This window comes from Tsukamurella pseudospumae, assembly GCF_001575205.1.
GTDB classification, from domain to species: domain Bacteria; phylum Actinomycetota; class Actinomycetes; order Mycobacteriales; family Mycobacteriaceae; genus Tsukamurella; species Tsukamurella pseudospumae.
Genome location: NZ_LSRE01000023.1, coordinates 44533 through 64350 on the forward strand (window position 1 = coordinate 44533; position 19818 = coordinate 64350).

Sequence of the window (19818 nt, forward strand, 5' to 3'; positions counted from 1 at the left end):
CAGAGGCGAAGGAAATCCACCACTGTCCGGGTCGTGTCCGCACTGGCCGCCGTGAGTCTCGTCGCGGCGGGCTGCGGTACCTCCGGCGACGATGCCGCATCGTCCAGCACGCCGGGGGCGTCCTCGTCGTCGGCGGGTGCCGAGAGCTCCGCCCGGCCCGCCCCCGCGGGTGCGGCCGACGACGCCGGCGCCACGGAGAAGGCCAAGGTCCTCGCGGACGCCGTGAGCCTCGACGGTGCGGTCAAGCACCTGGAGGCCTTCCAGGACATCGCGAACCGCAACGGCGGCAACCGCGCGCTGGGCACGCCCGGCTACGAACAGAGCGTCGAGTACGCCGAGAAGGTGCTCCGGGACGCCGGCTACAACCCGGTCCGGCAGGAGTTCACGCAGGCCAGCTGGAACGCCACCAAGGTCGAGCTGCAGTCCGCGGGCGCGCCGGTGAAGGCCGCGGCGCTGCAGTACTCGGGCGGCACGGAGGGCACCCTCACCGCCAAGGCCGTCGTCACCGGCAACCTCGGGTGCACCGCGGAGGACCTGCAGAAGGTCACGCCGGGGTCCATCGCGGTGGTGCAGCGCGGGAAGTGCCAGTTCGGCGAGAAGTACAAGGCCGCGGCGGCCAAGGGCGCCAAGGCCCTCATCATCACGAACAACGCCGACGGGGACTGGAAGGGCGGCACGCTCGGCCTGGACGACGGCGCCTCCATCCCCGTCGTGGGGGTGGCGCAGAACGCGGTGGTCACCGACGGGCAGGACCTGGTGCTCACGGTCGACGCGAAGACGGAGAAGGCCAGGACCTGGAACATCCTCGCGGAGACCGCGAAGGGCGACGACGCCAACGTCCAGATGGTCGGTGCGCACCTCGACGGCGTCACCGAGGGGCCCGGCATCAACGACAACGGCTCCGGCTCGGCCGCCGTGCTCGAGACCGCCGTCAAGCTCGGGGTGAACGCCGACGTCAAGAACAAGGTCCGCTTCGCCCTGTGGGGCGCGGAGGAGGAGGGCCTCGTCGGCTCGGAGCACTACGTGACCTCGCTGAGCGCGGAGGAGTCGTCGAAGATCAAGCGCTACCTCAACTTCGACATGCTCGGCTCGCCCAACGGCGGGTACTTCACCTTCGACGGTGACGGTTCCTCCAAGCTCGAGGGCGGCGCGGGCCCGGCCGGCTCCGGCGTCATCGAGCAGGTCTTCCGGAACTACTTCGCGTGGCGGAACGTCCACGTCGAGGCCTCGGCCTTCGACGGTCGCTCGGACTACGGGCCCTTCAAGGAGGTCGGTATCGCGTCCGGCGGCATGGACACCGGCGCCGACGGCAAGAAGACCGAGGACCAGCAGCGGCAGTGGGGCGGCACCGTCGGGCAGATCTACGACCCGAACTACCACAGCCCCGGCGACACCCTGCAGAACGTGAACCGCGACATGTACCGCGTGTCCCTCGGATCGGTGGCGTTCTCCACTGCGTACTTCGCGGCGCTCTGAACCGGACGGACCGGCACCGGTAGTCTCGACTGCGCAAGCGGTCGAGCGTCGAGTGCGGAGGTCACGTGGGCAGGTTCAGCAGCAAGGTGTGGAAGGTGCTCGGCGCGCAGAGCACGCGGAACCAGTCCCGGTCCGTCGCGTTGATCGAGCGGTCCGCGGACTTCGACGAGTGGGCGCAGGGCCTGTCCGACGAGGAGTTCCCGGACGCCGCCCTCGCGCTGGACGTCTACAACGAGAAGTCCGAGGACCGCGCGAAGTTCATCGCGATCGCGCGGGAGGGGGCCGACCGTGCCCTCGGCCTGCGGCCCTTCGACGTCCAGCTGCAGGGCGCCGACCGGCTCCTCGAGGGCGACGTGATCGAGATGGCGACCGGTGAGGGCAAGACCCTCGCCGGCGCCGTCGCGGCCGCCGGCATGGCGCTCGCCGGTCGCAGCGTCCACGTCATCTCCCCGAACGACTACCTCGCTCGGCGCGACGCGGAGTGGATGAAGCCCTTCTTCGACCTGCTCGACGTCACGGTCGGCTATGTGGCGGAATCGTCCACCCGTGCCGAGCGGCGCGAGGCCTACGCGAAGGACGTCGTCTACGGCTCGGTCAACGAGATCGGCTTCGACGTGCTGCGTGATCAGCTCGCGACCCGCGCCGAGGACCTCCTCTCGCCGAAGCCGGACGTGGCGATCGTCGATGAGGCGGACTCCGTACTCGTGGACGAGGCGCTCATCCCGCTGGTCCTGGCCGGTTCGGTGAAGGGCGATGTGCCGCAGGCCGCGATCATGGAGGTCGTGGCGCGGCTGCGTCAGGGCAAGCACTACGAGATCGACTCGGACGGCAAGTCGGCCTTCCTCACAGAGGAGGGGGCGCAGCTGGTCGAGGCGGAGCTGGGCGGCATCGACCTCTACTCCGACGCGCACGTGGCGTCGACCCTCCCGCAGGTGAACATCGCGCTGCACGCCTACTCCCTCGTCGAGCGCGATGTGCACTACATCGTGCGCGACGGCCAGGTGAAGCTCATCAACTCCTCGCGCGGCCGTGTCGCCGAGCTGCAGCGTTGGCCCGACGGTCTGCAGGCCGCGGTCGAGGCGAAGGAGGGGCTCTCGCAGACCGACTCCGGCGAGGTGATCGACACGATCACCGTGCAGGCGCTGCTGCAGCGCTATGCGCTGGTGTGCGGCATGACCGGCACCGCGATCGCCGCGGGTGAGCAGCTGCGCCAGTTCTACGATCTGGGCGTCTCGCAGATTCCGCCGAACACGCCGAACGTGCGCGTGGATCAGCCGATGCGCGTCTTCGACAACAAGGGCAACAAGGTCGCGGGCATCGTCGACTACGTCCGTGAGGTGCATGAGACCGGACAGCCGGTGCTCATCGGTACGCACGACGTGGCCGAGTCCGAGGAGCTCGCGCACATGCTCAAGATCTCGGGCGTCATCGCGACGGTGCTCAACGCCAAGAACGACGCCGACGAGGCCCGGATCATCGCCGACGCCGGTACCAAGGGCGCCGTGACCGTGTCCACCCAGATGGCGGGGCGCGGTACCGACATCAAGCTCGGCGGCCACGACGCGGGCGACGAGAGCGCCGAGCACGACGAGGTCGCGGAGCTGGGCGGCCTCGCCGTCGTCGGCACCGGCCTGCACGACACCGAGCGCCTGGACCAGCAGCTGCGCGGACGCGCCGGCCGGCAGGGCGATCCGGGCACCTCGGTGATCTTCGCGTCCGTCGAGGACCCGATCGTCGAGCGGCACCTGCCGCTCAAGCGTTCCCCCGGTGGCGCCGACCCGGACACCGGGGAGTTCCCCCGCGGCAAGGCCGCCGACATGCTCGACTCGGCGCAGCGGGTCGCCGAGGGCGGGATGCTGGAGACGCATGCCAACACCTGGCGGTACAACCAGCTGGTCAACCAGCAGCGCGACCTCGTGATGGCCCGCCGCCACACCCTGCTGACCACCGATCGCCCGCTGGCCGATTTCGCGGAGCTGGAGCCGGAGCGGCTCGAGGAACTGCGCGAGGCCGGGGTGTCCGACGAGGTGCTCGAGCAGGCCGCCCGCGAGTCCTTCCTGTTCCACCTCGATCGCACGTGGGCCGAGCACCTGGCCTTCGTCTCCGAGGTCCAGACCACGATCCACCTGCGCGCGCTGGGTCGGCAGTCGCCGCTCGACGAGTTCCATCGGCTCGTGATCGAGGAGTTCCGCAAGCTGCCCGACGAGGCCCTGGGCCGCGCCCGGGAGACGCTGCGGGAGGCCGGGATCACCGCCGACGGCATGGATCTCGTCGGCGCCGATCTGGACCGGAACACGCTCACCTGGACCTACATGGTCCACGACAACCCGTTCGCCACGAAGGGCATGGCGAACATGTTCGGGATGATCTGAGCCGCACGTGAACACGTCCGGGAGCACCGAACCCGGGGGCGAGGGCGCACCGTCGGACCGGGGGAGCGCGAGCAGCCCCTTCAACGTCCCCAACGCGCTCAGTCTGCTGCGCCTGCTGGGCGTGCCGCTGTTCCTGTGGCTGCTGCTGGTGCAGCACAGCGACGCGTGGGCGTTGGTCGTGCTCATGGTGTCGGGATTCACCGACTGGCTCGACGGCAAGCTGGCGCGGCTGCTGAACCAGCAGACGCGGCTCGGCGAGCTGCTCGATCCCGCCGCCGACCGGATGTACATGATCGCGATCCCCATCGCCTTCGGCGTGCGGGAGATCCTGCCCTGGTGGGTGATCGGGCTGGTGATCGGCAGAGAGGTGATCCTGGCAGGAACCGTTCCGCTGCTGCGCAGTCGGGGCCTGACCGCGCTGCCCACTCTCTACCTGGGCAAGGCCGCCACGATGGCGCTGATGTACGCGCTGCCGATGCTGTTGGCGGGTACCTTCGACAACCGGCTCGGCGCCGTCATGCACCCGCTCGGTTGGGCGTTCCTGATCTGGGGGCTGGGCATGTACTGGTGGACCCTGGTGCTCTACTGGTGGCAGACGGTGCTGGTGGTGAAACGGCTGCCGCCCCAAGCCAGGTAGCCGGGGTGTGTTGCTCGATCCCACGCTCGCCCACTAAGTTGTAAACGCTGCGCAGCCCGCGCCGCCCTCGCGAAAGGATTCTCACGTTGAGTGCCAGCTTTCCCGGAGAACTGCTGTACACCCCCGATCACGAGTGGCTGTTGAAGAAGAGCGACACCGTGGTGCGGATCGGGATCACCGACTTCGCGCAGGATCAGCTGGGTGATGTGGTGTTCGTGCAGCTGCCGGAGGACGACGCGGAGGTCGCCTCGGGTGACTCGTTCGCCGAGGTGGAGTCGACCAAGAGCGTCTCCGACATCTACGCGCCGCTGGCCGGCACCGTCGTCGCGATCAACGGCGAGCTCGACTCCAGCCCGGACCTGATCAACTCGGATCCGTACGGCGAGGGTTGGATCGTCGAGATCGAGGCCGCGTCCCCCGAGGACCTCGAGGCCGCGCTCGGCGAGCTGCTCGACGCGGACGCCTACAAGGCGCTCACGGCCGAGGCCTGACACACCCGCGGGACGGTTGTCCCGCGACCGACGTTTTTCCTTAGAGCGGCTTTAGAGCCGATGAATCCGGCCGCCTTTCGGGCGCCGGGCGCGGTACCGTGGACGGTAGGTCCACCAGGTTCCGTGCACGACAAGACCTGTGCAGTAATCACTGACGAAGGAGCGATGTGAGCGAGAACGACCAGGGCAACGACTCGGCCCCCGTTGAGACCACTTCGGTGTTCCGCGCCGACATCATCCGCGAGATGGACGCGAACGGCGGCCCCGAGAGCGATGCGCCCGTCTCGGGCCTCGAGAACCTCCCGGCCGGCGCGGCGCTGCTCGTGGTCAAGCGCGGCCCGAACGCGGGTTCCCGCTTCCTGCTGGACCAGGAGACCACCTCGGCCGGTCGCCACCCCGACAGCGACATCTTCCTGGACGACGTGACCGTGTCGCGCCGCCATGCGGAGTTCCGTTCCGTCGAGGGCGGCTTCACCGTCGTCGACGTGGGCAGCCTCAACGGCACGTACGTCAACCGCGAGCCGGTGGACGCCTCGCCCCTGGCGAACGGCGACGAGGTCCAGATCGGCAAGTTCCGTCTGGTGTTCTTCGTCCCGGCGGCCGGCTGAACTCTGTGACGGCACCACGTCAGGAAACCGCCCCGAGCGCAATGTCGATCGGGGCGGTCCTCGAACGTCTTCGTGACGAGTTCCCGGACGTGACCATCTCCAAGATCCGATTCCTCGAGTCGGAGGGGCTGGTCACGCCGGACCGGTCTCCGTCGGGGTACCGGCGGTTCTCGCCGAAGGACTGCGAGCGGCTCAAGTACGTGCTCACGGCGCAGCGCGACTACTACCTGCCGCTGAAGATCATCAAGGAGCAGCTGGACGCGCACGATCGGGGCGAGGCCGTCGACGGTCCCGCTCCGCGTGCGCCCCGCGTGCTCGCGGCGGTGTCGTCGAAGACGGCCCCCGCCACCGACTTCTCCGCGCGCCGGCAGACCCGGATCAGCCGCGCCGACCTGCTCGCGCGGTCCGGCGCCGACGAGGCCTTCCTCCGTGAGCTGGAGCGCTCCGCGCTCCTCACCTCCGGCAAGGCCGGGTTCTTCGACGAGGACGCGGTCGCGCTCGTGCAGGCCGCCAAGGCCCTCGCCGAGTACGGGCTCGAGGCACGGCATCTGCGCGCCTTCAAGACCTCCGCCGACCGCGAGGCGGGCCTCATCGCGCAGATCGCCAACCCGATCGCCCGGGGCGGCGATGCGGGGGCGGCGGAACGCGCCGCCGAGCTGGTGCGCGAGCTGGCCGCACTGTCGGTCACCTTCCACACGCAGTTGGTCAAGGCCGCGGTCAAGGACGCCGTCCGCTGACGACCGGTGCGCCGGTAAGCTGACAGCATGATCGAGATGACCGTCGCGGGCATCCGGATGGACCCGCCGCAGAACGATCCGGTGCTGCTCCTGCGTGAGGTCTCCGGCCCCCGGTACTTGCCCATCTGGATCGGGCAGGGTGAGGCCACGGCGATCGCGATCAAGCTGCAGGGCGTCGAACCGCGGCGCCCGCTGACGCACGATCTCATCGTCGACCTGCTCGAGACCCTGGGACGTTCCGTCACCGAGGTGCGCATCACGGGCCTCCAGGAGGGCACATTCTTCGCGGACCTCGTGCTCGACGGTGACCAGACCGTCTCCGCCCGGCCGTCGGATTCCGTCGCCATGGCGGTCCGTCTCGAGGTGCCGATCTTCGCCGAGGAGGAGGTGCTCGCCGAGGCGGGGCTCCTGCTGCCCGATGAGGAGACCGCCTCGGAGACAGGCGAATCCGAGGAGGAGGCGCCGGCCGACCAGGAGGTCGAGGCGTTCAAGGAGTTCCTCGATTCGATCTCCGCGGACGACTTCAAGGCGCCGGGGGAGTCCTGACCGGCTTGGTCACGATTCGGTCTCGACCTAAAGTTCAACTTGAGGTTGTGGGTGTGTCGCGTTGATTCGGCGCCCTTCGCGCCATAGCGTTCACGCCGAACACCGCGAATGGCACCGAGGGAATTACACCGACGGCCTGCACGCGGCAGGCGTACTCTCAGGAGTGCGCACGGACCTCATGAGGGAGACGGCAGTGACCGATCAGGACGGCACCGGGCAGAACGCGCCGCAGGCGGATTCCGCCGTGGGCACCCAGGGCTCGCTGGACGACATCGCGCCCGGCCTGTTCCCCAACGACACCATCCCCGATGAGCTTCTCGGCTACCGCGGTCCCAGCGCCTGCCAGATCGCCGGCATCACCTACCGCCAGCTGGACTACTGGGCCCGTACCTCGCTGGTCGTGCCCTCCATCCGCAGTGCGGGCGGCTCGGGCACGCAGCGCCTGTACTCCTTCAAGGACGTCCTGGTCCTCAAGATCGTCAAGCGTCTCCTCGACACCGGCATCTCCCTGCAGAACATCCGCGTCGCCGTCGATCACCTCCGCCAGCGCGGCGTCGAGGACCTGGCCCGGATCACCCTCTTCTCCGACGGCACCACCGTGTACGAGTGCACGAGCGCCGAGGAGGTCGTGGATCTGCTGCAGCACGGCCAGGGCGTGTTCGGCATCGCGGTCTCCGGCGCCATGCGCGAGCTCACCGGCACCATCGCCGACTTCCCGGGTGAGCGTGCCGACGGCGTGGCCGCCGAGGCGGCCCCCGAGGACGAGCTGGCATCGCGCCGCCGCAACCGCGCCCGCGCCACCGGGTAGTTCCCGGAAATCCGGTCGACGGGCCATCGGTCCGTCGCCTAGTTTGGGCGATATGGCCCACATCGCGATGTTCTCGATTCCCGCTCCCGGGCATGTGCTTCCGGCGCTCGACGTACTCGCCGAGCTCGTCCGGCGGGGCCATCGCGTCACCTGTGCCAACGACGAGTCGATGCGGGCCGCGATCGAGGCCGCGGGCGCGGAACTCAAGGTCTACCGCTCGGTCATCCCGGCCCTCGGCGAAGCGGCCTCCGCGCAGGACGGCGAGGCCTTCTCCGGTGACGTGATCGATCAGCTCACCGTCTTCGCCGACGAGTACGAGAACCAGCTGCCCCAGTGGTTCGCCCTGTACGAGGACGACCGTCCCGATCTGATCCTCTACGACATCGCCGGTGCGATGGGCGTCGTCCTGGCCCGCACGTGGGGGATCCCGACGCTCCAGGTCTCACCGACGTACGTGGCGTGGGAGGGCTACGACGAGGACATGGCGGACTTCCACGCGATGCTCCGGACCGACCCGCGCGGCGTCGCGATGCTCGAGCGGCAGGACGCGCTGCTCGCGCGCCACGGGATCGACGAGGACTCGCTGCACTTCCTGGGACGCCCGGAACGCTCCCTCGTCCTCATCGCGCCCTCGATGCAGCCGAACGCCGACCGCGTGGACCGTCGGGTCTACACCTTCACCGGTCCCGCGCGTCGACTGCCGGACGTGCGGGCGGCACCGTCGGGCGGCGCGGACCGCCCGACGACGCTCCTGGTCTCCTTCGGCTCCGCCTTCACGGATCAACCCGAGACCTACCGCGCGGCGTGCGACCTGGCGGCCCTGCGGCCCGACTGGCGGGTGATCCTGCAGGTCGGCGGACGTACGGACCCGTCGACGGTGACCGCCTCCGACGGTGCGGTGCCGCCGAACGTCGAGGTGCACCCGTGGATCGACCAGGTGGCCGTCCTGCAGGAGACCGACATCTTCCTCACCCACGCGGGCATGGGTGGGTCGAGCGAGGCGATGCTGACGGGCACGCCGGTCGTGACCGCGCCGCAGGCGGCCGACCAGTTCGAGAACGCGACGATGCTCGCCGCCGCGGGGATCGGAGTACCCGCGCCGGAGGAGCTGTCCGGCGGGTCGCTGGGCGAGGCGTGCGACGCTGCGCTGGCCCTGTCGCCCCGCGCCCGGGAACTCGCGCACGAACTCGCTGAGCTGGGCGGATTGACCCGCGCGGTCGAGGTGGTCGAGTCCCGACTGCCGGGGTGAGTCACCGTACGGGCGTCTTGCTGAAATGGGTTAGAATCGGCGTGCGCCGCAACACCGCGTGGGAGAGCCCAGCGGGCACCGTCGAGCACGGGGTCCACGGGCGCCGAAGGAGCAGCACCTCTCCGTCAATCTCTCAGGCACCAGGACCACGCGGGTTGGGCGCCTCTGGAGCCGCCGGCGACTGAGGGAGAGGGCACACCGCCCCGGAGGTCCCCAGTGTCCGAGAACTCGTCCGCGAGCAACTTCCCCGCGCGCCACATCGGCCCCGACGCGGGCGAGCTCGAGCAGATCCTGCGCGTCATCGGTGTCGACAGCCTCGACGACCTGGCCCGCGCCGCCGTCCCGTCGGCGATTCTCGACCCGGAGGGCGACAACGGCCTCGGTGCACTGCCCGCCGCGATCGACGAGCACGAGACACTCGCCGAGCTGCGCGCGCTCGCGGACCGCAACACCGTGGACCGCACCATGATCGGCCTCGGCTACTACGACACGCTGACCCCGCCGGTGCTGCTGCGCAACATCATCGAGAACCCGGCCTGGTACACCGCCTACACGCCGTACCAGCCCGAGATCAGCCAGGGCCGCCTCGAGGCGCTGCTCAACTTCCAGACCATGGTCTCCGACCTCACCGGCATGGAGATCGCCAACAGCTCCATGCTCGACGAGGCCACCGCCGCCGCCGAGGCCATGACGCTGCTGCGCCGCGCCGGCAAGTCGAAGAGCCCGCGGCTCATCGTGGACCTGGACGTCTTCCCACAGACGCTCGCGGTGATCTCCACCCGCGCGGAGCCGCTGGGCATCGAGGTCGTGTCGGCGGACCTGTCGGCGGGCCTGCCCGAGGGCGAGTTCTTCGGCGTCATCCTGCAGACCCCCGGCGCCTCCGGCCGCATCCCCGACGTGAAGGCCCTGATCGACGCCGCCCACGAGCGCGACGCGCTGGTCGCCGTCGGTGCCGACCTGCTGGCCATGACTCTGCTGACGCCGCCCGGCGAGCAGGGCGCCGACGCCTGCTTCGGCACCACGCAGCGCTTCGGCGTGCCGCTGGGCTTCGGCGGCCCGCACGCCGGGTACCTCGCCGTCCACGAGAAGCACGCCCGCCAGATCCCCGGCCGGCTCGTCGGTGTGTCCGTCGACGCCGACGGCAACCTCGCCTACCGCCTGGCCCTGCAGACCCGTGAGCAGCACATCCGCCGCGAGAAGGCCACGTCCAACATCTGTACCGCGCAGGTGCTGCTCGCCGTCCTCGCGGCGATGTACGCCTCGTACCACGGCCCAGACGGGCTGAAGGCCATCGCGCTGCGGGTGCACGGTCGTGCCTCGGCGCTGGCCGCAGCGCTGGGCTCGGCCGTGGTCCACGCGGACTTCTTCGACACCGTGCTCGTGAACGTGCCCGGCCGCGCCGACGACGTGCTCGCCGCTGCCAAGGCCGCCGGCTACAACCTGTGGCGCGTCGACGACGACCACGTCTCCGTCGCCTTCGACGAGACCTCGACCGAGGCCGATGTGGCCGCCGTGATCGCGGCCTTCGACGTGCAGCCGGTCGACGGCGCACCGTCGGACATCGAGAACCGCACCTCCGAGTACCTGACGCACCCGGCGTTCCATGCCTACCGCACCGAGACGGCGATGCTGCGCTACCTGCGCAAGCTGTCCGACAAGGACATCGCGCTGGACCGCTCGATGATCCCGCTGGGCTCCTGCACCATGAAGCTCAACGCCACCGCCGAGATGGAATCCATCACCTGGCCGGAGTTCTCGCGGCTGCACCCGTTCGCGCCCGCCGCGGACACCGAGGGCATCCGCGCGCTCATCGCGCAGCTCGAGGAGTGGCTCGTCGCGATCACCGGCTACGACAACGTCTCGCTGCAGCCGAACGCCGGCTCGCAGGGCGAATACGCGGGCCTGCTGGCGATCCGCAACTACCACCTCTCGCGCGGCGACGCACACCGCACCGTCTGCCTGATCCCGTCGTCCGCGCACGGGACGAACGCGGCGTCGGCCGTGATGGCGGGGCTGCGCGTGGTGGTCGTCGCGTCGCGCGACACGGGCGACGTCGACACCGCGGACCTCAAGGAGAAGATCGCCAAGCACGCCGACGAGCTGGCCGCGATCATGATCACCTACCCGTCCACGCACGGCGTGTACGAGCACGAGGTGCGGGAGATCTGCGCGGCCGTGCACGAGGCCGGCGGTCAGGTCTACGTCGACGGTGCCAACATGAACGCGCTGGTCGGGCTGGCCCGGCCGGGCAAGTTCGGCGGCGACGTCTCGCACCTGAACCTGCACAAGACCTTCTGCATCCCGCACGGCGGCGGCGGCCCCGGCGTCGGCCCGATCGGCGTCCGCAGCCACCTCGCGCCCTTCCTGCCCGGGCACCCGCTCGAGCCCTCGCTGGGCTCCGGCCCGACGATCTCTGCCGCGCCCTACGGCAGCGCCTCGATCCTCCCGATCACGTGGGCGTACATCCGGATGATGGGCGCGTCCGGGCTGCGGAGCGCGACGCTGACCGCGATCGCCTCGGCGAACTACATCGCCGCGCGGCTCAACGACTCGTTCCCCGTGCTGTACACGGGCGAGAACGGCCGGGTGGCGCACGAGTGCATCCTCGACGTGCGGGGCATCACGAAGGAGACCGGCGTCTCCATCGACGATGTCGCGAAGCGCCTCGCGGATTACGGTTTCCACGCCCCGACGATGAGCTTCCCCGTCGCGGGAACGCTCATGGTCGAGCCGACGGAGAGCGAGTCGCTCGGCGAGATCGACGAGTTCTGCGACGCGATGATCGCGATCCGCGCGGAGATCTCGCGGGTCGCGTCGGGGGAGTGGCCGGTGGACGACAACCCGCTGCGCGGCGCCCCGCACACCGCGGAGTGCCTCGTGACCGAGTGGGACCACCCGTACTCGCGGGAGGTCGCGGTGTACCCGCAGGGCCTGCCGTCCGGTGGCGCGCGCGCCAAGGTGTGGCCGTCCGTCCGCCGCATCGACGGTGTGTACGGCGACCGCAACCTCGTCTGCTCCTGCCCGCCGATCGAGGCGTTCGCGGAGTAGGTACCCGCGTTCGGCGCGCCGTGCCGCCGGCTGCGAGCGCGGCAGGCCGACGGGTCGGGCGGTTCTGCGCGTCCGAACGGAGGGGGTCGACGATTGTCGCCCTCTCCGATTCCGTCCACATCGGACGTGCTGTCCGGCCCGGACGGAATCCGAGAGACGGCGGTCAGGCGTGCAATGCCGTTGCAGCGAGTGTTTGTTGATCTAAACTCATGATCATGGATCGATCAGGATGGTGGGACTCCTACCTCGCGGGAACGCTGGTCGTCATCGTCCCGGCGCTGCTCGTGTGCGGAGCCTTCGCCTGGTGGAAGCGGGGCGAACGCCTGCAGTTCAAGCCCCTCGACGTCGTTGGCGGATACGGAGCCGGGATGGTCGTGAGTCTCGTGGTCGTGTTCGCCGTCGATCCGCAGACGACGCCCTTCGGCCACGCGGCCTGCAACATGCTGGTCGTCGTGGTCGCCATGGGGATCATGGTGCCGTTGAGCTACTTCCGCATGCGCCGGTGGCGGCGCGACGACGCCGCCGGCCGCCGCGCGGCGCGCGCCGCGATCCCCGCGCCCGCACGCGCACATTTCACGAGCGCGGCGTTCCAGGACCAGCTGGCGGGCATCACCGAGGCGCATCCGCCGACGCCGGAGACGGCATCGGACGTGATCGCGTACTGGGTGTTCCGCGCGCTCGACTCCGGCGATTACGTGGACTCGTCGCGGTTGATCCACTACGCCACCGCGATCAAGGGCTGGCGGATGGACAGTCCGGAGTTCGCCGCAACGATCCCGTGGCTCACCGCGCCCTTCCTGTCCAGCGGCGACAAGCGGTGGGATCCCGCCGTGGACCGCGATTTCCGCGAACACGGCAGCGCCATGCTCACAGCACGGTGCCGGCCAGCGGTTTCCGCATGACGCACGTCGGCGGACTCGCGGTCGGATTCGCCGTGGTGTTCACGGTCCTGATCCCGGTGACGACACGCCTGAACCGGCGGTATCCCGGGCGCACTCGATGGACCGATTGGGCGCTCGGCGTCGCCATCACCGGCCTGTGGACGGTCGCAGTCATCACCTTCAGCGAAGCATGGTGGCCCGAGGCGCCGACGTTCGTCGACGCCGCTGTCTCCGGGGTCGGTGTGGCTCCTATCGTGTTCGTGCCGGACATCGTCGCGGCCCTCCGGCGGCGACGGCACCCGGGGCCCGTGCGCGTACTGCCAGAGCGGCTCGCCGCCGTGCGGAGGTCGATCGCGCCGGTGGCGTTCGTACCGGACGTGCACCGTCACTTCGCCGAACCCGAGGCGCGCGCTCGTTACGTGGTGGCGGCGTACCGTCGGGGCGTGATTCCGGCGGAGTCCGTCCCGGGCCTCGCCGCCGATCTCGCGCACCTCCTGCCCGACGGTGTGCCCGCCTGGGCCGAGCTCGCCGCACACGACGGCGGGACCGGGCTGGGCGGAGTCGTCGACCGCGCGGCCCACGAGCTCGGGTACGCGCCGAGCCCGGAGCAGGAACGGGCGGATGCCGTCGAACGGTTGGTGTACGCGGCCCTGTCCAGCACGGACCCGATGGTCCGCTTGGCCACGGTGGAACTCCTCGCGCCCGGGGAGGGACTCGGGCTTCCGCGGGTCTCGAACCCTCCCGCGACGATGAGCGTCACGCGCGCCACGATCGAGGGGTACTTCGATGGTGCGCACGGGGTGGCACTGGACGAGGGGGTGGATCGCCATTTCGCCGATCCGACGGTACGTGCGCGTCGCATGATCGCCGCGTATCGCAGGCACGAGATCCCGTCCCGCGATGTGGGGACGACCGCCGCGGAGCTCGTCGCGGACCTGCCGGGTGCCGGCCCGGCGTGGACCGAGCTCGCAATGGCCGGCCCGACGGCGTGGAGGTCCGACCTGGACGGACTCGTGGACCGAGCCGCTGCCGAGATCGGTCACACGGACGCGGACGAGCCGGAAATCCTGATCGAGTACGACCTCTACTGCGGGCTCGTCGATGGCGATGTTCTCGATCGATCGCGGCTCATCTGGATCAGGGACGAGCGGTCACCGTTCGCCGTTCCGTTCATCCTCGCAGGGCATCTCGGAGACATCGGCATTGCGACCTTCTTCACCGACGGGGCCGAACATCTCAATGGAAAGTACTCGACTCCCGATGTGGTCGGTCTCCCACGGAATCCGTAGGAAACCGACCGCACTCGCGGTGGTCGGAGGACTGGGCTTGCCGGGCGACCGGGCTCAGGGCAGTTTCTCGAAGACCATCGTCGCCTGGATCCGGTCTCCGCCGGCGAAGCCCTTGCTGCCGGACGACGAGGTCGTGATCGTGTGCAGTCGGTAACCGAGTGCCGCCTGACGATTGATCGCGCCTTCGAGCTCGGTGAGGTTGCCGGACCCGGTACCCAGGAACTTCTCCTTGAGCACCACCTGCAGGACGACGTAGCTCATGCCGTTCTGCGCCGGACGGGGCTGCGCGCCGGCGTTCGCCTCGGCTTCGATCCGGTTCACCATCCCGCTGAGCCCACGCTGTTGCGGGGGCTGCTGGGTCTTCTCGGTCCACCGTTGGCCGTCCCACCATCGCTGGGTGCCCGCACCGTCGTCGTACCAACCGGGATTCGTCATGTTCCTGAGCGTAGGCACGGTGCCTCCGTCGCCCCGGCCAACGATCGGGAATCATCTGAACGGACGACATCGAGAAGCGCCCGCCCCGATGTCTCGGGACGGGCGCTCGGTTCCGCGGGTTCCAGCTGTGGTGGCGGCTCTGCACGGCTCAGTTCTACGAGGGATTCGGCGGCGGGGTGCCGGGCGTCGGCTCGCCGCCTGCGGGCGGCGTGCTGCCGCCGGCGACGTCCTTGATCTTGTTCGTGGCCATGTCGATCTGGGCGTCGTGCCCGGCGAACTTGCCCTTCGCCGCGCTGCCTGCCTTGTCGATCACCTTGTTGACCTGATCGGGGTTCTTGCCGAGAAGTTCTTTGATCTTGTCGAGAAGTGCCATGATGCAACCTTCCGATGGATTCTTCCGCGGACCGTCCTCGCCGCCTGTTTCACCGCGACGCCCTGCGCCTGTGTCCTCGTTCACGGTAGCGACATCGGTCGCGCTGCGGCGTGATGGTGCGGTCGGATTGGTACACGTCGGGCGAAATAGGGCGGAGATTCCGGATGCGACCGATCCGGGCAGCCGGCATCGAATGGTTCGATCGGACCGTTCGCCGCCCGACCGGGCATTCCTCAGCCGACCATCGAGTCCGCACCCACGACCACCACGATCGCCGCGAGGGTACGGGTATCGAGCCGTGGATCATCGGATTCGAGGACGAAACCGATCGGCAGGACCCGCCGCGACCGTATCCGGGCGACCACCGCGCCGGCGTCGTCGGTCAGATCGATCCTGGTCGCGTGCAGGAGGTGGAACGGGATCGCCGAGAAGGCCGCGCCCACTTGTCGGAGGGCCGAGCGACCCGTGCCGCGCTCCGACGCGCTACCCGCGAACGCATCGCTGCGTAAGGTCCACACCCGGCGGACGTTGTCGCCGGCCGGCTTCGACCGGATCTCGAAGTCTTCGGCCGTCCAGATGCGATCCCGATACGCCAGGCGGAAGCCGTGCTCACTGCTCGCGACGTCGAGCCCGCAGCTGCCGTCGCGCGACACGCGGTAGACGACCGTCCCGTCGGTACCGGTGTCGACCAAGACCCGCCACTGCCCGCGGAGGCGGGCTGAGGCGATCGCGCGGGGCACGCCGCTACTTGCGGGTCAGGGCGTCGGCGAGGGCGATCGTCGCGGCGTTCGATGCGGAGGCGAGGGGCTCGACGGTGCCGAACGCGACCGCTGCGGTCTTCGCCGGGGTGGGCTGTCCGGGCACGCGGAAGCCGGCCTCCGCGAGGGGCTTCGCGTGATCGCCCTCGGTCAGATAGGCGACGAAGTCCGCGGCCGCGCGGTCGTGCGCGTCGGTGGTGTCCTCGCGGTCGAGTACCGCGGCCGGGTAGGTGGCCGACGCCGTCGGGCCGGTCGGGTACACGGCGACGGGCGCGGCCTCGCCCCGACCGCGAGCGAAGGCGGCGAGCTGCTGCTCCGTGACGGGCACGGCGCGGATCCCGTCGCCGGGCTTGGTCAGCGCCTCGAGCGCGGCGACCGCACTGGTGGACTTCGGGGCGTCCGCGGCCCACCGCGACAGCGACCCGGTCACCACCGGGCTTGTGGCGGCATCGTCGGACAGCGCGGCGCCACCCGTGCGGCCCACCGCCGCGGCCACGGACTGGGCCGCGAGATAAGTGCCGTCCGAATCGGCCTCGGTGGGCAGCGCGACCCGCAGGTCGCGCTGCTTGCCCGGGAGGTCGAGCCAGCGCACGTCGGCGAAGGCAGGGCGTGCCGAGTCCCGCACCGCGAGGACCACCGGCGACGACGCGATCGACGTCGGCTGCCCCGACACCTCAGCCGGCTTGGCCGCCGCGAGGCGGGCCGTCCAGACCGTGCTCTCCGGGATCCACACCGACGGTGCCGCCCCCAGCTTCGGGTCCCACGTGCCGGACAGCGCGGCGAGGGCGACGGGTGAGTCGACCCCGACGACGTCGATCTTCGCGCAGTAGTCGGCCGACACCTTCCCGGAGTCGTTGAAGGCGTCAGCCACGCGGCGCAGAGACTCGACCAGCGCGGGCGCGGCGGCGACGTGCACGGGCAGGTCACCGCGCACGCAGGTGGACGCGGCGTTGCGGCCCTCCTGCTCCGAACGACCGGACAGCCAGACCATCGCCCCGGCGATCGCGGCCACGACGACGACCGCGACGACCGCCGCGATCAACCAGCGCGCGATGCCGCGGGAGCCTCCTCCAGAACGATGTGATCCCATCGAGAGCAACCTACCCGAAGACGCCGCGCGGCGGCATCGGGGACTCCTGTGCGTTCGCGCTGGTGAAGGGCTTCGCGCCGCCCGCGAACCGGGTCGTCTCGGCGCCGCTGACGAGCGAGCCCGGGAACGGGTCGCCGGCCAGGCGACGCGCCAGTCCGTCCGGCACCCGCCCGGTCACGAGAACCAGGTTGCCGAACCGGCGCCCCTTGAGCACGCCGGGCTCGGCGGCGATCGCGACCTCGCCGAACACCCCCGCCACCGTCGCCGCCACGGACCGGGCGAAGGGGAGGGGCGGACCGTCGGCGATGTTGATCGCGACGGTGCCGCCGGGCGCGAGCAGGGGTGTCAGGGACGCGAAGAACTCCCTGGTGGTGAGTGCTGCCGGGGTGCGGGCCCCGGCGAAGACGTCCAGGACCAGCAGGTCGACGGTGCCGAGCATGCCCGGGGGCAGGACCGTCGCGGCGAGCGCGGCGTCGGCGCAGCGGATCTTGATCTGCTCGCGCTTGGGCAGAGGCGCAGCGGCGCGCACGGCGTCGATCAGCGCGCGGTCGATCTCGAGTACCTGCTGCCGCGAGCCGGGCCGTGTCGCGGCGATGTAGCGGGGGAGCGTGAAACCCCCTCCGCCGAGGTGCACGGCGGTGATCGGCTCACCGGAGGGCCGCACCAGGTCCGCGACGTGCCCGATCCGCCGGACGTACTCGAAGACGAGGTTCGTCGGGTCGCCGGTGTCGATGTAGCTCTGCGGCGTCCCGTCGAGCAGCACCGTGAACGCGCCGGGCCGGTCGCGATCGGCTTCGATCACGACCGGCCCGGTGCCGGAATGCTCCGTGCTCAGCTGTTCGCGGCCTTGAACTCGCGGCGACGCGCGTGCAGGATCGGCTCGGTGTAGCCGTTCGGCTGCGTGCCGCCCAGCAGGACCAGATCCTTCGCCGCCTGGAAGGCGATGTTGGTGTCGAAGTCGGGGGCCAGCGGGCGGTAGGTCGGATCGCCCGCGTTCTGCTGGTCGACGACCGGCGCCATGCGCTTGAGCGCGTCGACGACCTCGGCCTCGGTGACCACGCCGTGGCGCAGCCAGTTCGCGAGCAGTTGCGAGGAGATGCGCAGCGTGGCGCGGTCCTCCATGAGGGCGACGTCGTGAATGTCCGGCACCTTCGAGCAGCCGACGCCCGCGTCGATCCAGCGGACCACGTAGCCGAGGATCGACTGCGCGCTCTCGTCGAGCTCCTCGCGCTTCTCCTCCTCCGACCAGTTCGCATTCTTCGCGAGCGGGATGGTGAGGATGTCGTCCACGGACGCCGGGTCGCGCTTGGCGATCTCGTTCTGCACCTCGAACACGTCCACCAGGTGGTAGTGCAGGGCGTGCAGCGTGGCGGCGGTGGGCGAGGGCACCCACGCGGTGGTGGCGCCGGCCTTGGGCTGCGCGATCTTCTGCTCGAGCATCGCGGCCATCAGGTCGGGCATGGCCCACATGCCCTTGCCGACCTGCGCCTTGTGCTGCAGGCCCGCGTGCAGGCCGATGTCGACGTTGCTGTCCTCGTACGCGGGGTACCAGGTCTGCGCTTTGAGCTGGCCCTTGCGGACGATGGGGCCCGCGACCATGGACGTGTGGATCTCGTCGCCGGTGCGGTCGAGGAAGCCGGTGTTGATGAACACCAGGCGGTCGTTGGCGGCGGCGATCGCGGCCTTGAGGTTCACCGAGGTACGGCGCTCCTCGTCCATGATCCCGACCTTGAGCGTGAGCGCGGGCAGGCCCAGGATCTGCTCGACGCGGCTGAAGATCTCCGCGGCGAAGGCCACCTCCTCGGGGCCGTGCATCTTCGGCTTGACGATGTACACCGAGCCGGTGCGGGAGTTGCGGATCTCGCCGGACAGGCCGTGGATCGCGATGAGCGAGGTGACGATGCCGTCGAGGATGCCCTCGCCGATCTCCTTGCCGTCCAGCAGGATCGCGTCGGTGGTCATCAGGTGGCCGACGTTGCGCACGAACAGCAGCGAGCGGCCGTGCAGCACCAGCTCGGAGCCGTCGGCGGCGGTGTACTTCCGGTCCGGGTTCAGGGTGCGCGTGAAGGTCTTGCCGCCCTTGCTGACCTCTTCGGCGAGATCGCCCTTGTTCAGGCCCAGCCAGTTGCGGTACCCGACGACCTTGTCGTCCGCGTCGACGGCCGCGACCGAGTCCTCGAAGTCCATGATCGTGGTGACCGCGGACTCGACGAGGACGTCCTTGATACCGGCCGGGTCGGTCTGCCCGATCGGCGACGACGCGTCGACCTGGATCTCCAGGTGCAGGCCGTTGTGGCGCAGCAGCACGCCGGTGGGCGCCGCGGCGTCGCCGGTGTAGCCGGCGAACACCGTCGGGTCCGCGAGCGCGAGGGCACCGTCGTTCAGGACCAGGGCACCGTCGGCGACGGAGAGCGAGGTGACGGCGGTCCAGGAGCCCGACTCGAGCGGCACGGCCTGGTCGAGGAAGTCCTTCGCGAAGGCGATGACCTTGTCGCCGCGGACCTTGTTGTAGCCCTTCGTCTTCTCCGCGCCGTCGGCCTCGGAGATGGCGTCGGTGCCGTAGAGCGCGTCGTACAGCGAGCCCCAGCGGGCGTTCGCGGCGTTGATCGCGAAGCGGGCGTTGAGGATCGGCACCACGAGCTGCGGGCCGGCGGTGGAGGTGATCTCGGTGTCCACGTTCGCCGTGGTGATCTCGCGGTCCTCGGGGACCGGCACGAGGTAGCCGATGTCGGTGAGGAACTGCTTGTACTTCGGGAAGTCGACCTCACCCGGCGCGGCGGCGTGGAACTCGTCGATCTTCGCCTGCAGTTCGTCGCGCTTGGCGAGCAGCGCCCGGTTCTTCGGAACCAGATCGCCGATGACCTTCGCCGCACCGTCCCAGAAGGCCGCCTGGTCGACGCCCGTGCCCGGAAGCGCCTCGTTGTTGATGAAATCGTAGAGAACCGTTGCGACCTCGAGGCCTGCGACGGATGTCCGGGCGGTGTCAACCATGAAGTACTTCAACCCCTTCGTAGCACGTG

At 70.0% G+C, this 19818-nt stretch carries 18 protein-coding genes and 1 riboswitch; of the genes, 12 read left to right on the forward strand and 6 right to left on the reverse strand.

Going from position 1 to position 19818, the window contains the following annotated elements; translation table 11 throughout:
* Nucleotides 1-33 precede the first annotated feature (33 nt).
* From AXK61_RS15805 to AXK61_RS15860, 12 genes are all read left to right on the forward strand, one after another.
* Nucleotides 34-1476, forward strand: a complete 1443-nt coding sequence (locus tag AXK61_RS15805) for a M28 family peptidase (protein ID WP_068746291.1) — start codon at nucleotides 34-36, stop codon at nucleotides 1474-1476.
* Between the two features lie 65 nt (nucleotides 1477-1541).
* On the forward strand, nucleotides 1542-3848 hold the full coding sequence (gene secA2, locus AXK61_RS15810; RefSeq protein WP_068746293.1) for an accessory Sec system translocase SecA2: 2307 nt from the start codon (nucleotides 1542-1544) through the stop codon (nucleotides 3846-3848).
* 7 nt (nucleotides 3849-3855) lie between these two features.
* On the forward strand, nucleotides 3856-4485 hold the full coding sequence (locus AXK61_RS15815) for a CDP-alcohol phosphatidyltransferase family protein (protein WP_068746296.1): 630 nt from the start codon (nucleotides 3856-3858) through the stop codon (nucleotides 4483-4485).
* Nucleotides 4486-4571: 86 nt separating this feature from the next.
* Nucleotides 4572-4976 carry a glycine cleavage system protein GcvH gene (gene gcvH, locus AXK61_RS15820; protein WP_068746299.1) on the forward strand — a complete coding sequence of 135 codons (405 nt, stop codon included), beginning with the start codon at nucleotides 4572-4574 and terminating at the stop codon, nucleotides 4974-4976.
* Between the two features lie 167 nt (nucleotides 4977-5143).
* The gene (gene odhI / locus AXK61_RS15825) at nucleotides 5144-5584 is read left to right on the forward strand and encodes an oxoglutarate dehydrogenase inhibitor Odhl (RefSeq protein WP_068746302.1); all 441 of its coding nucleotides are present in this window, start codon (nucleotides 5144-5146) and stop codon (nucleotides 5582-5584) included.
* Nucleotides 5585-5589: 5 nt separating this feature from the next.
* Nucleotides 5590-6321 carry a transcriptional regulator FtsR gene (gene ftsR, locus AXK61_RS15830; RefSeq protein ID WP_462708821.1) on the forward strand — a complete coding sequence of 244 codons (732 nt, stop codon included), beginning with the start codon at nucleotides 5590-5592 and terminating at the stop codon, nucleotides 6319-6321.
* A gap of 27 nt (nucleotides 6322-6348) precedes the next feature.
* Complete coding sequence (locus tag AXK61_RS15835) at nucleotides 6349-6867, forward strand: bifunctional nuclease family protein (RefSeq protein ID WP_068746306.1); 519 nt, start codon at nucleotides 6349-6351, stop codon at nucleotides 6865-6867.
* A gap of 178 nt (nucleotides 6868-7045) precedes the next feature.
* Nucleotides 7046-7675: a MerR family transcriptional regulator gene (locus tag AXK61_RS15840; RefSeq protein ID WP_082777809.1), complete on the forward strand. Its 630-nt coding sequence runs from the start codon at nucleotides 7046-7048 to the stop codon at nucleotides 7673-7675.
* A gap of 52 nt (nucleotides 7676-7727) precedes the next feature.
* On the forward strand, nucleotides 7728-8924 hold the full coding sequence (locus tag AXK61_RS15845) for a macrolide family glycosyltransferase (protein ID WP_068746308.1): 1197 nt from the start codon (nucleotides 7728-7730) through the stop codon (nucleotides 8922-8924).
* A gap of 49 nt (nucleotides 8925-8973) precedes the next feature.
* Nucleotides 8974-9083, forward strand: a riboswitch (glycine riboswitch).
* Nucleotides 9084-9140: 57 nt separating this feature from the next.
* Entirely contained in the window at nucleotides 9141-11972 is a 2832-nt protein-coding gene (gene gcvP / locus AXK61_RS15850; protein WP_068569813.1) for an aminomethyl-transferring glycine dehydrogenase, read from the forward strand.
* A gap of 215 nt (nucleotides 11973-12187) precedes the next feature.
* Complete coding sequence (locus AXK61_RS15855; protein ID WP_156485693.1) at nucleotides 12188-12874, forward strand: hypothetical protein; 687 nt, start codon at nucleotides 12188-12190, stop codon at nucleotides 12872-12874.
* On the forward strand, nucleotides 12871-14142 hold the full coding sequence (locus tag AXK61_RS15860; RefSeq protein ID WP_068569811.1) for a hypothetical protein: 1272 nt from the start codon (nucleotides 12871-12873) through the stop codon (nucleotides 14140-14142). Before AXK61_RS15855 ends, AXK61_RS15860 begins: the two co-directional genes overlap by 4 nt.
* Nucleotides 14143-14196: 54 nt before the next feature.
* Here the strand turns inward: AXK61_RS15860 and AXK61_RS24465 are convergent, their stop codons facing one another.
* From AXK61_RS24465 to AXK61_RS15890, 6 genes are all read right to left on the reverse strand, one after another.
* The gene (locus AXK61_RS24465) at nucleotides 14197-14577 is read right to left on the reverse strand and encodes a DUF2510 domain-containing protein (protein WP_082777783.1); all 381 of its coding nucleotides are present in this window, start codon (nucleotides 14575-14577) and stop codon (nucleotides 14197-14199) included.
* 154 nt (nucleotides 14578-14731) lie between these two features.
* Entirely contained in the window at nucleotides 14732-14950 is a 219-nt protein-coding gene (locus AXK61_RS15870; protein ID WP_068569962.1) for an antitoxin, read from the reverse strand.
* 233 nt (nucleotides 14951-15183) lie between these two features.
* Nucleotides 15184-15642: a hypothetical protein gene (locus AXK61_RS15875; RefSeq protein WP_156485694.1), complete on the reverse strand. Its 459-nt coding sequence runs from the start codon at nucleotides 15640-15642 to the stop codon at nucleotides 15184-15186.
* Nucleotides 15643-15694: 52 nt separating this feature from the next.
* Nucleotides 15695-16798 carry a type 2 periplasmic-binding domain-containing protein gene (locus AXK61_RS15880; protein ID WP_082777782.1) on the reverse strand — a complete coding sequence of 368 codons (1104 nt, stop codon included), beginning with the start codon at nucleotides 16796-16798 and terminating at the stop codon, nucleotides 15695-15697.
* Between the two features lie 10 nt (nucleotides 16799-16808).
* Nucleotides 16809-17600 carry a spermidine synthase gene (locus AXK61_RS15885; RefSeq protein WP_231855573.1) on the reverse strand — a complete coding sequence of 264 codons (792 nt, stop codon included), beginning with the start codon at nucleotides 17598-17600 and terminating at the stop codon, nucleotides 16809-16811.
* 29 nt (nucleotides 17601-17629) lie between these two features.
* Nucleotides 17630-19789 carry a malate synthase G gene (locus AXK61_RS15890; protein ID WP_068746346.1) on the reverse strand — a complete coding sequence of 720 codons (2160 nt, stop codon included), beginning with the start codon at nucleotides 19787-19789 and terminating at the stop codon, nucleotides 17630-17632.
* Between the last annotated feature and the right edge of the window lie 29 nt (nucleotides 19790-19818).

What these genes read in the sequence shown, in the direction of transcription:
- AXK61_RS15835 (WP_068746306.1), top strand. Translation starts at nt 6,349, where the DNA reads ATGATCGAGATGACCGTCGCGGGCATCCGGATGGACCCGCCGCAGAAC.
- AXK61_RS15840 (WP_082777809.1), top strand. Translation starts at nt 7,046, where the DNA reads ATGAGGGAGACGGCAGTGACCGATCAGGACGGCACCGGGCAGAACGCG.
- AXK61_RS15845 (WP_068746308.1), top strand. Translation starts at nt 7,728, where the DNA reads ATGGCCCACATCGCGATGTTCTCGATTCCCGCTCCCGGGCATGTGCTT.
- AXK61_RS15855 (WP_156485693.1), top strand. Translation starts at nt 12,188, where the DNA reads ATGGATCGATCAGGATGGTGGGACTCCTACCTCGCGGGAACGCTGGTC.
- AXK61_RS15860 (WP_068569811.1), top strand. Translation starts at nt 12,871, where the DNA reads ATGACGCACGTCGGCGGACTCGCGGTCGGATTCGCCGTGGTGTTCACG.
- AXK61_RS24465 (WP_082777783.1), bottom strand. Translation starts at nt 14,577, where the DNA reads ATGACGAATCCCGGTTGGTACGACGACGGTGCGGGCACCCAGCGATGG.
- AXK61_RS15870 (WP_068569962.1), bottom strand. Translation starts at nt 14,950, where the DNA reads ATGGCACTTCTCGACAAGATCAAAGAACTTCTCGGCAAGAACCCCGAT.
- AXK61_RS15880 (WP_082777782.1), bottom strand. Translation starts at nt 16,798, where the DNA reads ATGGGATCACATCGTTCTGGAGGAGGCTCCCGCGGCATCGCGCGCTGG.
- AXK61_RS15890 (WP_068746346.1), bottom strand. Translation starts at nt 19,789, where the DNA reads ATGGTTGACACCGCCCGGACATCCGTCGCAGGCCTCGAGGTCGCAACG.